This is a genomic window from Arcicella sp. GW458-12-2-14-TSB2 (assembly GCF_059423785.1).
Genome location: NZ_JBWKYN010000010.1, coordinates 1 through 16,100, shown reverse-complemented (window position 1 = coordinate 16,100; position 16,100 = coordinate 1). Strand labels below are relative to the sequence as shown.

The 16,100-nt window shown below is 34.8% G+C and carries 10 protein-coding genes; all 10 read left to right on the top strand.

What is annotated here, in order from left to right:
- The first annotated feature begins 16 nt into the window (after positions 1–16).
- The 10 genes from tnpA to AC07XN_RS02455 all read left to right on the top strand — a co-directional run bounded on the left by tnpA (position 17) and on the right by AC07XN_RS02455 (position 16,033).
- The gene (gene tnpA, locus AC07XN_RS02500) at positions 17–478 is read left to right on the top strand and encodes an IS200/IS605 family transposase (RefSeq protein ID WP_494741934.1); all 462 of its coding nucleotides are present in this window, start codon (positions 17–19) and stop codon (positions 476–478) included.
- 208 nt (positions 479–686) lie between these two features.
- Positions 687–1,547, top strand: a complete 861-nt coding sequence (locus AC07XN_RS02495; protein WP_494741933.1) for a DUF58 domain-containing protein — start codon at positions 687–689, stop codon at positions 1,545–1,547.
- 108 nt (positions 1,548–1,655) lie between these two features.
- Positions 1,656–2,855, top strand: a complete 1,200-nt coding sequence (locus AC07XN_RS02490; protein WP_494741932.1) for a BatA domain-containing protein — start codon at positions 1,656–1,658, stop codon at positions 2,853–2,855.
- Positions 2,852–5,062 carry a hypothetical protein gene (locus AC07XN_RS02485; RefSeq protein ID WP_494741931.1) on the top strand — a complete coding sequence of 737 codons (2,211 nt, stop codon included), beginning with the start codon at positions 2,852–2,854 and terminating at the stop codon, positions 5,060–5,062. Before AC07XN_RS02490 ends, AC07XN_RS02485 begins: the two co-directional genes overlap by 4 nt.
- Positions 5,063–5,078: 16 nt before the next feature.
- On the top strand, positions 5,079–6,722 hold the full coding sequence (locus AC07XN_RS02480) for a hypothetical protein (RefSeq protein ID WP_494741930.1): 1,644 nt from the start codon (positions 5,079–5,081) through the stop codon (positions 6,720–6,722).
- A gap of 202 nt (positions 6,723–6,924) precedes the next feature.
- Positions 6,925–7,614: an RNA polymerase sigma-70 factor gene (locus tag AC07XN_RS02475; RefSeq protein ID WP_309917440.1), complete on the top strand. Its 690-nt coding sequence runs from the start codon at positions 6,925–6,927 to the stop codon at positions 7,612–7,614.
- Between the two features lie 133 nt (positions 7,615–7,747).
- Entirely contained in the window at positions 7,748–8,755 is a 1,008-nt protein-coding gene (locus tag AC07XN_RS02470) for a FecR family protein (protein WP_494741929.1), read from the top strand.
- A gap of 73 nt (positions 8,756–8,828) precedes the next feature.
- Positions 8,829–12,164: a SusC/RagA family TonB-linked outer membrane protein gene (locus AC07XN_RS02465; RefSeq protein WP_494741928.1), complete on the top strand. Its 3,336-nt coding sequence runs from the start codon at positions 8,829–8,831 to the stop codon at positions 12,162–12,164.
- Positions 12,165–12,191: 27 nt separating this feature from the next.
- Positions 12,192–13,871 carry a RagB/SusD family nutrient uptake outer membrane protein gene (locus tag AC07XN_RS02460; RefSeq protein ID WP_494741927.1) on the top strand — a complete coding sequence of 560 codons (1,680 nt, stop codon included), beginning with the start codon at positions 12,192–12,194 and terminating at the stop codon, positions 13,869–13,871.
- 266 nt (positions 13,872–14,137) lie between these two features.
- On the top strand, positions 14,138–16,033 hold the full coding sequence (locus tag AC07XN_RS02455; RefSeq protein ID WP_494741926.1) for a pectinesterase family protein: 1,896 nt from the start codon (positions 14,138–14,140) through the stop codon (positions 16,031–16,033).
- Positions 16,034–16,100 lie beyond the last annotated feature (67 nt).

The window sequence follows — 16,100 nt, the reverse complement described above, 5'->3', positions numbered from 1 at the left end:
CTACACTAATATCTATATGGCAAACACTTATACGCAAATACACTTACATATTATTTTCGCTGTTAAATACAGAGAAAGTATTATTCGAGATTCTTGGAAAGATGAATTATATAGATACATCACAGGAATTGTACAAAGTAATAAACATAAAATGATTGCTATTAATGGTATGCCAGACCATATTCATTTACTTGTTGGCATAAGGCCGACGCAGTCTATTTCAGAATTGTTGCAGGATATAAAAGGTAACTCTTCTAAATGGATAAATGAAAAGAAATTCTTAAAAAGTAGATTTGAATGGCAAGAAGGTTATGGAGCTTTTTCTTATGGGAAATCACAACTAAAGAATGTGATTACTTACATTGAAAATCAAGAGGAACATCATAAGAAAAAGACCTTTAGAGAAGAGTATTTAGATTTTTTGAAAGTTTTTGAAGTTGATTTCGATGAAAAATATATATTTAAAGACCTACAATAAAATATATCATCCCTACGGGATTCTTTAACGGAAATTATATATTTTTCTACCGATATAGTGTCTCTACGAGACAAATAAAATCAATTAAAATATCGGCACAAAAAATAAGAATATTTCGACAAATAAATCCCGTTAGGGATTAAATATCGGTAGAAAAAACAAACAATAAACGGTTTAAAAGTCCCGTCAGGGACGACATAAAACATTCATGCCATTATTATCCACCGAATTAATAAAACTCAACAACCTACAACTGGCTGGTAAATTAGTCAGTGAGGAGCTAATGTTGGGGATTCATCATAGTAAACGCTTTGGCTACGGAATTGAATTTGAACAATATAAGCATTATCAAGCTGGTGACGACCCTAAGCGAATCGATTGGAAACTATATGCAAGAACTCAGAAACATTTAGTCAGAGAATCTTCAACTGAAAGTAATTATCATCTTAGATTTATCATCGATTTATCAGGGTCGATGAATTATACAGAGAATGGTGTAAGTAGGTTACAATATGCTAAAATACTGTTGGCTTCTTTAGCTTATCTGAGTTATCGTCAAGGAGATATGATGAGTTTGTATGCCTTGCAAAATGGAGAAGTACAAACATTAGTCAGTTCAGGGAAAGAGTCTTTTCAAAGAATTTTATATGCCTTAGAAAAAGCGAAAGCTAGTGGAGATTGGTTAAACGAAAATCCTAAATTTCCCATCTTTCAACAAAAGCAAAAAGAGGTTGTCATTTTTGTTTCCGACTTTTTACAAATCAATGAAGAATGGTTGAATTTGATTAAGAATCTAGCTAATCCGCATCGAGAAGTAATGGTTTTTCAGGTATTAGGCAAACAAGAAATAGATTTTGATTTAAAAGGCTTTTTTCGTTTTAAAGATTTAGAAACTGGTAAAGAAGTTGAATTGCAAGCTGAAAGTATCAAAGCCGAAGTATTGAAAAATGCAGAGAGTTATCTTAAGAACCTGACATTGGCATTACAAATTCCTTTTGTGTATTTACTCAGAACCAGCCTTGAAAACCCTATTGCTAATGTAATCAGTGAATCTTTGAAAAGAAGGTAAGGGTAATTTTGGTTATTAACTTTAGCTTAAAACATCTTGCTCTGAATTGGAATTTTAATATACTTTGATTTGCATAAAGCCTAAAGCTTATTGCATAAAGCAAAAAAAATGGAATTATTAAATCCTTTGATGCTGTGGGGAGCATTGGCGATTGCAGTGCCAATTATCATTCACTTTTGGCATCAAAAAAAAGGAAAAGTTATAGACTGGGCAGCAACAAATTGGTTAATCGAAAAGAATCTTCAACAATCTAGAGGCATTCGATTAGACAATATCTTTTTGCTTATACTCAGGTGTTTATTATTGCTTTTACTCTGCTTGTTATTAAGCAAACCATTATTGCATACGTTAAACAGTCATCAGGAAGCTCATAAAGTTCATTTGGTTCAGAAAAATTCATTTGTTGTCAATAACTATAAATTTGAATTAGAAGAGGCTTTAAAAAAAGGAGAAAAATGTTATTGGATTACCACGTCCTTAGAAGCTGTAACCGACTTTAACCAAGTTGCTAAAAACGAAAATATTGGTGGTATAACAATACAAAATAGTTTGAATCAACTAAGCGAACTAATTGGTAACGAACAGATTAATATGTACTTCGTTAATTCAGAAACATTAGCGAGCTTACCTCATATTTTTGTGCCAAATACTTTTTCGATACACAGCTTAAAGGATTCAAGTCAACAACAAACTAAGCCTTATCTGGCATTTGAAGATAATAAGAAAGTCTTCATTGGTTCGAATAAACTATTAACCGTTGCTACTGATAACATTCCAAATGGAGCAGTAAAGCATACAGGTTTGATAAAAGTGCTCATTGAAAATAATGATGATAGTGAAAAGCAAAGTATTAAAGCTTCTCTCGCAGCATTATCACAAACCTACCAATTGGCATTCCAGTTAAGCGAAAAGGCAGAAAATAATGTTTCTTATGACATTATATTTAGCAACAGTCCTCTTAAAAAAGGGCTTACAAACAATACACTGTATTTTTTCTCAAATACTAATAAGTGGGAGGTAACAGAGCAGCAGACAAATCAGATATTAATTCCTGATTTATTAAATTCACAACATACCGAAATGGTTTATAATGGTTTACTCCCTGAGTTTTTAGGAGAAAAAATTATTCAGCATTTTGGTTTACAAAACGAGTACAAAGCATTAAGTCATCAACAACTCAATTCATTATTTAAGGCACAGAAGTACTTTAAAGCATTATCAAATGATTGGTTTCCAAAGTCATTGCTCTTGATTTTTATTTTACTGTTAGCTTTAGAAAGATGGATTGCCATTTATAAAAACTCATGAATCAACTAAAACAAATTATCACAAAAGTCAAGCTTCAGCTATATATTATGGCTGGTTTGATGTGCTTATTGGTGGCTGGTTCGGCATATTTCTGTTTGTTATTATTAGTAAAGTCTTCAGCTTTAGCAATAGCTGGTTTTATACTAGCCTTGCTTATAATGGCATTTATCACAAAACTTTTTCAAAACAAAAGCACAGAAACTATTCATCTGATTCATCAAAAAATTGAAAATACAGAATACAGCCTTGAATTATTAGCCATTGAAAGTCCTAATTTGGCACAACAATTACAATTAGAAAGGCTTTTCTCACAAAACCATTATCAGACTCCATGGGTTTTTAAGAAAAACTTGATAGTCTATTTTGTAGTTTTTATGTTCTCATGGTTTTGTTATGCTTTTGTACCGAATTTACTAAAGAAACAATCACAAAGTGTGGAAGCAGAAAAACAAAGTGTCTCACACGCATCTCAACAAATTAGTATTCCTGTTTTTACAAAAGCCAAACTAATTGTTCAAGCACCTGCTTATACAGGTTTAGGTATTGTTGAAAGTCAGAACATGAATGCATCAGCCATTGTAGGTTCGTTATTAAAATGGCAAATACAATTTTCTAATGCTGAACACCTTTCTGTGAAACTGGTTAATAATCAGGGGGATGAAATTTCTTTTAACAATAATAAAGGATTATTTGAGCATTCCGATCAGCTCTTAAGCTCGGGCTTATATGCCTTTAAAGCCTATTGGAATGATTCATTGATTTATCAATCAGACTATTATCGTCTGGAAGCCATTCCAGACTTAGCCCCAAAAATAGAACCAGCCTCTAAAGAACTATACAAATTACATTATTTAAAAGACCCTAAAAATGTACAGATTTCAGCTAAGATTTCTGATGATTTCTTGGTAAGTCAGGCATTTATTGTAGCTACCTTGGCAAGAGGTTCTGGGGAAAATGTGAAATTCAGAGAAGTAAAAATTCCTATTTCCAATGTCAATTTTAAACAAACCAATGTGATTAAAAACATTGATTTAAAGGCTTTAAATTTTGCTCCTGGCGACGAACTTTATTATTACTGGGCAGCATTTGACAATAAACGTCCAACGCCAAATTATACAAAATCAGATACGTACTTTATTGTTTACAAAGATACGACTCAAGTCGAGGAAGCAGATTTGGCTACAATGGCAATGAACATCATGCCAGAGTATTTCAGAAGTCAGCGACAAATTATAATTGATACTGAAAAGTTAATTGCCAAAAGAAAAAAGCTTCCTGCTAAAGAATTTAATAGTACTTCTAATGAAATTGGTTTTGATCAGAAGGCTCTTAGATTACGTTATGGACAATACTTAGGGGAAGAATTTGAAAATTCTATTGGCTCTGCCAATGCTTTGCCTAATGAAAACGAAGCAGGAGGGGATTTATTAAAAGGATTCCGCCACGCACACGATGAAGGTGAACATGACCAAGAAGCGGGCGAAAAGCATGAAGAACATGACCACGGTGGGAATAAACCAGATACGGATAATAAAGACCCATTAGCTGGTTTACTAGCAGATTACGTACACTCACACGATGATGGTGAAGCGAATACCTTCTATGAGCAGTCTACTAGAAGTCTATTAAAAATGGCTTTAGAACAAATGTGGCAGTCGGAATTACACCTACGGATGTATGAACCTGAAAAAGCGATTCCGTTTGAAAAAAAGGCCTTAGAATATTTGAAATCGGCACAACATAAGGCGCGTACTTTTGTGAAAAAGACGAGTTTTGACCCACCACCGATTAAAGAAAAAGAAAAACGTTTAACGGGCGAATTGACAAAGTTTAATGAGAAGTTTTCATTTGAAAAGAACTATTCTCAACAACAAATTGAAAGTTTGGTAGCAGAAGTAATAGGCATTGCTAGCACAAAGGCTGAGAACCAAAAATTATCGGTACAGAATAAGCAAAAGGTATTATTGTTAAGTACGATAATGAGCTCAAAAATTATCAATAGCAGTTTGAACAATTGGTCAATTCTGACAGCTTTGCAAAAAATGATTAATGATAAAGATTTATCAAAAGCTGAAACAATTTCTTTGCAGAATAAGCTCTACCAATTGCTTAACAAAACACTTCCAAGTAAAAACAACCTTTCAAGTCCGTCATATTTAGGAGAAAAGAAGCTAGAAAAAGCCTTTTGGAAGAATGTTAGTTTATAAAAAATAAAATTCATCAATGATATTAAATCTATTTACGATAAATTCTTTTGGTACTTTCGACTGGCTTATTGTTCTGGCTCTGTTGGCTTTACTGTTTGTACAAATTGTGGCGATATGGCAAAAAAAATCTGGTTCAATGTCAAGAATTTGGTTAAAAACTGGATTGAATTTGTTACTTTGGCTGACTGTCTGCTTATTTTTCATTAATCCTACCATCGAAAAATCTATTGATTCAAATAAAATATTATTAGTAAGCGACAATATTCCTCAGCAAGCTATTCAAACAGTAAAAGATAGTTTAAAAATTAGCGAAGTATTTTCTCAAAAAGCTTTCAATCGTCAAGTCATTGATAATCCACAATTGATTAGTCAGCTTGGTAAAATTTATTTGTTTGGCGAAGATGCAACGCCAGAATTATTGAGTAAACTCAATCAAAAAAGCATTTATTGGATTCCTTATTTTCAACCCGATGAATTACAAGAAATACATTGGAAAGGCGTGCTTAATAAAGGAGAAATACAGCAGATAGATGGTAAAATCAACTCCTCAAAAGCACAAATGCTTCGATTGAAGTATGGCAATCAAGTGATAGATAGCCTAAAATTATCAAAAGGGTTCAATGGCTTTCAGTTACGCTTTACTAATTTTTCTATTGGCAAAACAGCTTTAGTATTAGCTTTAGAAGAGAAATCGTTGCAAGAAGTTAATTTTTTCAGCCTCAAAAATCAACCTAAACATTTTCAGTTTATCTTATCAAATCCTGATTTTGAGAGTAAAACTTTAGCCGACTGGCTCGGAAAAAATGGCAACCAAGTAGAAACGATTACCACAGTAGCTAAGAATACACAAAGTACATTTTCAATTAATGCTACCAAGAAATTTGTACCAGATATTATCATTACAGACCCTTCAAATGCGGGAAATAGTTTGGTAAAAAAGGCTTTTGCAGAAGGGAAAAGTATTTTATTTATCAATGTAGAAGAACCTGATGTTGCTATAAAAAGTATCAATCAACATCTAGGAACAAAATGGAAAGTAAGAAGAACTTCAACACAAGAAAACGTTGTTATTTCGCAAGACCTGACGGCTCATCCTTATCAGTTTGAACCTGTAGCATTTCAAAAAGTCGTTTTTGAATATCCTATTGCGATACAAAAACATTATGGCAAAGTGGGCATTAGTTTGTTAAACGAAAGTTTTCCTTTGATACTTAGTGGAGATAGTATTACTTATACTAAAATCTGGCAAAGTACATTTCAGGCACTAAATCCGTCTTCTGACAATGCTATTCGTATTGATGCTCCTCTTTACCCAGATGTTGTAGAAAACCTTAAAACTATACAGAATACTGAAAACAGGATTATCGTTGCGAAAGATACTGCCTTTAGCACTCAATCGGGTATTAATCCCTTATCTGCCGAAGCAAAATATACTTTTAGAAAAACTGGATGGAATACCTTTCAGGATAGTTTAGCAGTATATGTCGAAGAAAATCAAAATGATATTGCCAACGCAAAAAGTATCAAGCCATATTTAAAAGAAAGTATTGATAGTACAGGCAATACAGCTCAAAGTATTTCAACAAGCCTTCCCGAATGGCTTTGGTATGTTTTAATTGTGTTGCTTCTCACAGCCTTATGGCTTGAACCTAAGCTTTAATCTTCTTATCTCTATCACTAGACAGGGACTTAAGTCCCTGCCTAGTGATAAGGGTTTTACTTGCCTATTTCCCCTCCATTCTTCCAATTTTAAAATTTATTCAAAAAAATCTCCAAATGACTAAGGGGCTTTTTGATAGATTGTGTCTTACCTTTATATACGATAGAATAATTCAAAGAATTTTTTGTTAAAATCATAGCTTATGAGTCCCTCAAAAATACATGAATCCGTTGATGAATTAAGTAATCTTACGGTTACTCAGCTAAAAGCTTTAGACGAGGAAGCACAAGATATTACACTTGAGGGGAAAACTGCATTCAATGATTCTGAGCTTTTCATTCGCAAGGCTTTTGAGGAATCTCCACAAAAAGGTTGTGAAATGTTGTTTAGGCGTTATCATAAAATTCTTTGCAGTCATGCTGTGCGTTTTGTGTATTCAAAAGAGCTTGCAGAAGATTTAGTCAGTGAGGTATTTTGCAGATTTTGGAAAACCAAAGCTTACCTTACTATCACTTCTTCCTATCGTTTTTATTTGTTTAGATGTGTTCGGAATGAGGCTTACAATCATATTCGTTCTGAGTTTAAACAGTTGGATGAGCTAGATTCAGCTATTCATTTTGAATCAGCTCTTGGACAAAGACCCGATAGCATTACGCAATTTGAAGAGGTATTTCATCAGGTAGAAGAATTAGTAGAATCGCTCTCCCCACAATGTAGAAAAGTATTTCTGTTAAATCGGTTTGAGGGCAAAAAATATCAGGAAGTCGCCACCGAATTGAACATTTCTATCAAAACGGTTGAAGTACATATTGGTAAAGCATTGGCAATTATTCGGAAAGGATTAAAAGAACATTGGTTAATTAGTATTGTCTTATTTTTAATGCAGCATTAACGTTAGGTCATTCATATCTGATTTTAAATGCTATAACAAGATAAAACTAAGGGGATTTTACAAAAATAGTGTCTTAATAATATAGACCAACTTCTAATACTATTATCCGATTCTATTAAAGCCTTGAAATACAATGAAACTAGAAATAACATACGAATTAATATTTGACCATTTTGCTCGCAAGACCTCACCTTTGCAACGCAATCTTATTGAAGAATGGCTAAAGGATGAAGCCAATGAGGAATTGTATTATCAGTGGCTAGAAGAATGGGAGAAAAGACACCCTCAATATTTAGCCGAAAGCAATGAAGCCTTGACTGGTTTTACTAGCTTTATCAAAAGTAATCCTCACGACGAATGGCTCACCGAAGATGAAGTAACAGAACAATTATCAGAAAATAATAACCGCCGAAGAATGAATTGGCTAATTGCCGCCTCAATTGTATTGCTAATAGGTTTAACGGCTTTTATTTTCCAAGATAAAATCATCTATCAAAACTATCAAACTACTTTTGGTGAAACGCAGTCTTTAGTCTTGCCAGATGGTAGTAAAGTAACCCTTAATTCAAATTCATCACTTCGTTTACTTCGCTGGGGTTTTGGCCAAACTAATAGAGAGGTTTTTTTAAACGGAGAAGCTAATTTCTCAGTAAAGCATACAGTTGACAATCAGAAGTTTATCGTAAAATCTGCTAACGATTTTGAAGTAGTAGTGTTAGGTACTGAATTTACGGTGTATGCTAGAAAAAGAGGCTCAAAGGTTATTTTGAATAAAGGTAAAGTACAATTGCGTTATCAAGAAGGCAAACAAAGCAAAAATGTAATGATGAAGCCGGGTGAATTGCTAACACTTGACCGCCACAATCATGTACAAATCAAAGAAACTGCCGAACCACAAGCCTATTCGGCATGGGAAGAGAAACGCTTTGTCTTTGAAGAAACTACCTTAGAAGAAGTCGCCTATTTATTAGAAGAAAATTATGGATTACAAGTAGAAATAAAAGGTTCAGAGCTTTCAAAAAGAGTGCTGATGGGCTCGTTCAGGGCAGAAAATGTAGATGAACTTTTAAAATCAATTTCAGAATTATTAAACATTAATGTGGTCAGACAAGGAACACACGTGCAATTGTCGGAATACTAAAAACATTTCCTAAAAAACATCTCCTCCATTTATTATGAAAAAACGATTACAAAAAGCCTCAAAAATGGGGCTTATGGTCACTCTCATGCTTCTTGGTAAGCAAATAGGCCTTTCGCAAGCCCTTGCTATGGTGCAACAAATGCCTCAAAATTCGCAGGCAGAAAGAGCTCCATTCTCTAGTAAGAAACTTAAAGATGCTTTATCGGAATTAAAAAACCAGTATAAAGTAGAAATCATGTTTGAACTGAAGACGGTTGAACGCTACATGGTTCAAGCTGGAAGCATTAATAATAATTTGAGTATCGAAAAAAATCTTGATCATTTGCTTTCTCCGTTCGGACTAACCTATAAAAAAGTAAACAAAACTTCTTATTTGGTTATGGACGGAAAAAAAGAAAAAGGAAGAGGTGATTCGGGAACACCCTCTTCCGAGAATATTTCCAACCAGAAAAGTGTAGAACTTAATAATACGGCTAATACTTCCATGTCGGATGTACAAGCTGAAAGTATAGCCATTGTAGAACAAACCGTTTCAGGAAAAGTAATCGACGAAAAAGGCATGGGCTTACCCGGTGTGAACATCGTTATTAAAGGAACGAATAGAGGGGTAAACTCAGATGCAAATGGTAATTATAAAATAGCAGTACCAGACGATAAGGCAGTTTTAGTATTCAGCTTTGTAGGCTATACTAATAAAGAGGTTTTAGTAGGGAATCAAAAGAATATCAATGTTTCTTTACAAGTGGATGATAAAACTTTAAGTGAAGTAGTGGTAGTAGGGTATGGTACTGTACAAAAGAAAGATTTAACAGGCTCAGTTTCTGTATTAAAATCTGCTGATATCGTTGCTACGCCAACGAGTAATGCCTTAGAATCTCTACAAGGGAAAATTGCAGGGTTAGATTTAACCAGAAACGATGGTCAGGCAGGTTCAAGCTTAAGCTTTACTTTACGTGGAAACCGTTCATTAAGTGCTTCTAACTCTCCTTTGATTTTAGTAGACGGTGTACCTTATAGTGCCTCTGCATTAGAGATTAATCCATCGGATATTAAAACGATGGTGGTATTGAAAGATGCTTCTTCAACAGCTATTTATGGTACACGTGGTGCAAATGGCGTTATTTTGATTACGACTAATAGTGGAACATCAGGCAAAACAAAAATTTCATTTAGCTCATATTATGGTGTACAAGACAACGCTGGCTTAGGAGCTATTCAAAATGGTGAAGAATACGCAACTTTCAAAAGAGAGGCGTTCCGTACTAGAGGAATTACAGATGATGCGGCGATATTCAATCCTGAAGAATTAGATGCGATCAAAAACCACAAATTTGTAGATTGGCGAGGTGAAATCTTAAAGAAAGGCTCTATTCAAAACCATGAAATTTCGTTGAATGGTGGTAATGAAAAAACAACTTTTAATATTTCATTCGGTGCTTATGGTGAAAAAGGTTTGTTTAAAAATGATCAATTGACACGTTATAATGGAAGTGTGGGTGTTAATCATCAGTTGTTCCAAAACGTAAAAATTGGTTCGAAGATTTTTTACACTTATCGCGATAACGACATCCGCCAAGACCCTTTGAATCAGGCCAATAAAATAAATCCTTATGGTACTCCTTACGATGCTAATGGAAATATTATTATTTATCCTGTAGCTGGACAAAGCTTTAACATTACGCCATTGGCTGATGAAGTACCAGGGGTTTACACCAATAATTTGTTAGAAAAAAGGATTTTTAATGCTTCGTATTTAGACTGGGAAATTATCAAAAATCTTACATTCAAAACTTCTTTTGGTTTAGATATTCAAAACAGTCGCCGAGGATATTATTATGGTGCTCAAACCATTACTAGAGCTGGTAATATCTCTCAATCTGGTATCGAAAGTGCTAATGTTTTAAATTATACATGGGAGAATACCTTGACATATCTTAAAACCTTGGGCAAACACGATTTCAATTTCTTATTAGGAAATAGCTTTTTAAGTCGTTCTACAGAATCATTCTCTGGAACAGGCTTCAATCAAGTATCAGAGACCACTACCTTTTATGATTTAGGTGCAAATTCAACGCAAGTAGCCATTAAAAGTGGTTTAGTAGAAAGCACATTGGAATCGTTCTTCGGTCGAGTAAACTACCAATACAATAATAAATACTTGTTAAGTGCCAGTTTAAGAGCCGACGGTTCATCAGTATTGGCAAAGGGTCATAAATGGGGATACTTCCCTTCGGTAGCTTTGGGTTGGAGAATCTCTGAGGAATCTTTTATGAAAAATAGCTCATTGTTCACTGATTTAAAACTAAGAGGTAGTTATGGTATTTCAGGCAACTCTGCGATTTCTCCTTATCAAACTTTGGGCGGTTTAGGAAAGGTAACTTATTCTTTCGGTGAAACGGCAGCGTATGGTTATTATCCTAAGGCTATTTCAAACCCTAATCTTTCTTGGGAAACAACAGCAACAACCAACGTAGGTATTGACTTTGGTATATTGAATAATAGAATAAACGGAGCAATCAATTACTACCAAAGTAATACTAGCGATTTGTTGATGCAACGTGTTTTACCTAATACCTCTGGTTACACAAGTGTGTACGAAAACGTAGGAAAAACAGCCAACAAAGGGTTAGAAATAGAAATTTCAACATTGAATCTTGTAAGTCAATCACCTCAAGGTTTAAAATGGTCAACTGATTTCACTTTCTCGACCAACAAAGAAGAAATCGTAGCATTAACAGGCGGAGCTGATAGAGACTTAGGAAACGGTTGGATTGTTGGTCAGCCTACCCAAGTATATTATGATTATAAAAAGATTGGTATCTGGCAATTAGGACAAGAATCTGAGGCTGCAAAATATGGTCAAGTACCAGGCGACATCAGAGTACAAGATGTAAATAATGACGGTAAAATCACACCAGATGCCGATAGAATGGTAGTAGGAACGCCTCGTCCAAACTTTAACCTTGGGGTAAATAATAATATCAGCTACAGAAATTTTGATTTATCTATCTTCTTCTTTGCTCGTGAAGGACAAATGATTAAAAGTGAGGCAAGTGGGAATTACAAGATTGATGGTAGAGAAAATGGTCCAAAAGTAGACTATTGGACTCCAGAAAATCCTACTAACGACCACCCTCGTCCAGATATGAACAAAAACCAAAACAGCACTTATATGAGTACGCTATATTATGTAGACGGTTCATTCTTGAAAATCAAAAACATCTCTTTAGGTTATGAAATACCTTCAAAAATAAGCAGTAAATGGGGCATCTCGAGAATTAGAATTTACACAACCATGAGAAACTACTTTACATTCAGCAAGTTAGCCCCTTACGATCCAGAACGTGGCGGAAGTTTGGCTTTCCCAATGACCAAGCAGTTGATATTCGGTTTAAATGTTAATTTTTAATTTATCGATTTTTTAAATACCAGCATTATGAAAAAGATACTCACATTCGTTATAGGCGTTGCCGCTTTCGGGCTATCGTCATGCTCAGATTTTTTAGATGAAACCAATAAAAGTGGACTAACAGGCGATACTTTTTATGCCACCACTACAGGAATAGAATCGTTAGTAAACAGTACTTATACCCCATTACGTTTTTGGTATGGCAAAGAAGGTGGCGCTACCATGACAGAATTAGCTACCGACCTTTTTCTAAAAGGAGGCGACTGTCATCATCCAGAAATTGCCGATATGAGTGCCAATTTTAATAGTCAAAGCCCTATTATACAGGTGTATTGGAGTAGACTTTATGCAGCAATCAACTATTGTAATACTGCTATCGAAAAAATACCTACTTCTCCTTTACCCGAAGCTACTAAAAAATTGCGTTTAGGGGAAGTATATTACCTAAGAGCGATGTACAATTGGCTCATTGTCGAAACGTGGGGTGGTGTACATTTATCTACCAAACCAACAATAGGCGTACAAACTACCTCTACTAGAAGTTCTGTTGATGAGTTTTACAAAGTGATATTTGCTGATTTAGACCTAGCTATTGCTAACCTAGGGGGAAGAGTTAATCATGAAGGCGGACGAGTAACTAAACCTGCTGCGGAAGCATTCAAAGCAAGGATGTTATTAACCAGAGGTCAAAATGCAGAAGCAGCCGCTTTGGCAAAAAAGGTAATTAGTGATTATAATTTCAAATTATTCAGTGATTATACAGCCCTTTGGGATATTAATAATAGTGAAGGCTCAACTAATTCAGAAGTGATATTCTATGTAAATTATTCTGCTGATAACTTATTAAACCCTGCTGATTTAGAGTTTGATGGCAATTCTACTGCCAACGCTTTCAGACCTGAAGGAGGGAATCAACTACACTTAATGTTTACCCCTCGTTATGACTTTCATGCAGGAATGATTTTGGATATTCCAAATAGTATTGGTTTTCAACGTTATGCCTGTACCAGAAGATACCTAGAGCTTTTCAATAGTGATATCGACCAACGTTATGATGGTACTTTTAAAGAAGTGTGGAAAGCAAACGGCGGTCAGATTGGGGTTTATACTAGCATGATTCAGGGAGATACAGCCGTATACTGGAGTCATAAAGCACTTTCATCGGCTTTCAAAGCAAGTAAAGCTAAAAAATATGAGCTGAAAGACATCAACGATTTATATAATGCAGACCAATCGTTAGTAGATTTCCGTAATTTTATCGAAATGCATAAACACAACAGTACAACAGATAGAACAGCGATTTTTGAATTTAGAAGTAAAAGAGATGCTTTCGTAACGAGAATTGCTGAAATGTATTTGATTGCAGCCGAAGGAGAAATGAAGGCAGGTAATACTGCTGAAGCGGTAAAATACATGAACCTATTAAGAACAAATCGTGCTAAACCCGGACGTGCCGCTGATATGCAGATTACTGCTAGTCAATTAAACATTGACTTTGTATTAGAAGAGCGTGCCAGAGAATTAGGAGGTGAATTATTACGTTGGTTTGATTTAAAAAGAACAGGTAAGCTAGTAGAATACATCAAAGCTTATAATCCGAATGCTAAAACCAATATCAAAGATTATCAAGTATTGAGACCAATTCCGCAGTCGCACTTAGATGTCATTACCAATAAATCTGAGTTCCAACAAAACCCAGGTTGGTAAGGTAATGGTGATTTAGTGAGTTGTGAATGAGTGATTAACAGTCAACTAAATACATTATAATTTACCTTTCTATTAGCTGGCGAATTAATTCGTCCGTTAATAGAAAAGTAAAATCAGTTGGTAAGCAATTTTCGTTTATCAACTGATTTTATGTTTAAAATAGGTAATGTTAAAACTATCCATAAAAACCCTTTGGAGAAACATTAGTTTTCAGAATATTTAGTCTTTATAATTTAAGGATTTTTCGATTTACCTACATAACTTTTATGAGAACAAAACACAACTATATTTTTATACTTTTACTATGCTTGATTTCCTTTTTGGGAAATAGTCAAGCCCTAAAAATTCAGCATGATTTAGTTGTTGCTAAAGATGGCTCGGGGGATTTTAGATACATTCAGGATGCCATTGATGCTGTTAGGGTTTATCTTCCCAACCAAATTACGATTCGTATCAAAAAAGGTATCTATAAAGAAAAAGTGAACATTCCGAGTACGCTAAGCAATATTGCTATTATTGGTGAAGACAGTACGATTATTTCATACAATGATTTCTCGGGTAAAGGGAAAATGGAAACCTTTGATTCTTATACGTTAAGAGTATTAGGCAATGATATTACCTTAGAAAATCTTATCATTGAAAATACTGCTGGGAGAGTAGGTCAGGCAGTGGCTTTGCACATTGAAGGAGACCGTTGTGTAATCAAAAAATGTAGCTTCTTAGGCAATCAAGATACTATTTTCGCAGCAGGCGATAATTCTCGTCAGCATTTTGTTGATTGCTACATTGAAGGAACTGTCGATTTTATCTTTGGACCAGCCACTGTTTTATTTGAAAACTGTATTATTCATAGCAAAACAAATGGCTATGTTACCGCTGCCTCTACACCAAAATGGGTGAATTATGGCTATGTTTTCAAAAACTGTAAACTAACGGCTTCGGCAGATGTCAACAAAGTATATTTAGGTCGCCCATGGAGAAGTTTTGCCAAAACAGTTTTTATCAATTGCGAATTAGGAAAACACATTTTACCAGAAGGGTGGGACCCATGGGGAAAAGTTGAAAACGAAAAAACAACATTTTATGCCGAATATGGAAGCACAGGAGAAGGTGCAAAAACTGATGCTAGGGTAAAATGGTCGCACCAACTTTCTGAAAAACAGATAAGTGAATATACGTTAGAGAATATATTTTCAGGCAATCCAAATCCAGCATTAAATAATTTCTGGCATCAACCTGCTCGTTTTGGCATTACGGGGAAAGTTGACACATCATATAGTAATTACAGTGCTTATGTGAATAGTAAGAAATCTCATCCTGTTACTGAGATTGTACCCGAAAAGTCATTACCAACTGTATCTGAAAGCAAAGGCATTACCTATGGGAAAATTGGAAACAGAGCATTATTGTTAGACGTTTTCTCTCCTAAAAAGAAAAGCGAAAAACCATTGCCTGCCGTAATGATTATTCATGGCGGTGGATGGCGAACTGGCAATAGAACACAGCACTACCAATTAGCAAGGCGATTAGCTGACCAAGGTTATGTATGTTTTACACCAGAATACAGATTATCCACCGAAGCACTTTATCCAGCCGCTGTACATGATTTAAAAACGGCTCTTCGTTGGATGCGTGAAAATGCTACTGAATGGGACATTGATACTAACAAAATTGCAGTACTAGGATTTTCAGCAGGAGGAGAATTGGCATCATTCATGGGCGTAACGGCCGATAATCCAGTCTATGAAGGAACAAATGGTAACTTAAAATTCTCTAGCAAGGTACAAGCAATTGTAGATATTGATGGTACACTTTCTTTCGTACATCCAGAATCTGGTGAAGGCAATGATTCAAAAGGCACTTCCGCCGCTACTTATTGGTTTGGATATCCTAAAAAAGACAATCCTCAACTTTGGGATGAAGCATCACCATTATTCCATGTTGGAGCAAATACCCCTCCGACACTCTTTTTAAATAGTTCTGTAGATAGAATGCATGCTGGTAGAGACGATTTCAGAAAGGTGCTAGACCAATATAAGATTTATTCAGAAGTACATACTTTTGCAGATGCCCCCCATTCTTTTTGTTTATTCAATCCTTGGTTTGAGCCTACGGTAAAGTATATTTCGGTTTTTTTGAAGAAGACTTTAGTTACAAAGTAGGTTTAACTTATAATTTATTAAATTTTAAGAATAACAAATTTCTATTAGGGTGCGACTTAAGTCGCAC

Excerpts from the sequence above, each read along its gene's own strand:
- AC07XN_RS02495 (WP_494741933.1), top strand. The coding sequence starts at position 687 with ATGCCATTATTATCCACCGAATTAATAAAACTCAACAACCTACAACTG.
- AC07XN_RS02470 (WP_494741929.1), top strand. The coding sequence starts at position 7,748 with ATGAAACTAGAAATAACATACGAATTAATATTTGACCATTTTGCTCGC.
- AC07XN_RS02460 (WP_494741927.1), top strand. The coding sequence starts at position 12,192 with ATGAAAAAGATACTCACATTCGTTATAGGCGTTGCCGCTTTCGGGCTA.
- tnpA (WP_494741934.1), top strand. The coding sequence starts at position 17 with ATGGCAAACACTTATACGCAAATACACTTACATATTATTTTCGCTGTT.
- AC07XN_RS02485 (WP_494741931.1), top strand. The coding sequence starts at position 2,852 with ATGAATCAACTAAAACAAATTATCACAAAAGTCAAGCTTCAGCTATAT.
- AC07XN_RS02455 (WP_494741926.1), top strand. The coding sequence starts at position 14,138 with ATGAGAACAAAACACAACTATATTTTTATACTTTTACTATGCTTGATT.
- AC07XN_RS02475 (WP_309917440.1), top strand. The coding sequence starts at position 6,925 with ATGAGTCCCTCAAAAATACATGAATCCGTTGATGAATTAAGTAATCTT.
- AC07XN_RS02480 (WP_494741930.1), top strand. The coding sequence starts at position 5,079 with ATGATATTAAATCTATTTACGATAAATTCTTTTGGTACTTTCGACTGG.
- AC07XN_RS02465 (WP_494741928.1), top strand. The coding sequence starts at position 8,829 with ATGGTCACTCTCATGCTTCTTGGTAAGCAAATAGGCCTTTCGCAAGCC.
- AC07XN_RS02490 (WP_494741932.1), top strand. The coding sequence starts at position 1,656 with ATGGAATTATTAAATCCTTTGATGCTGTGGGGAGCATTGGCGATTGCA.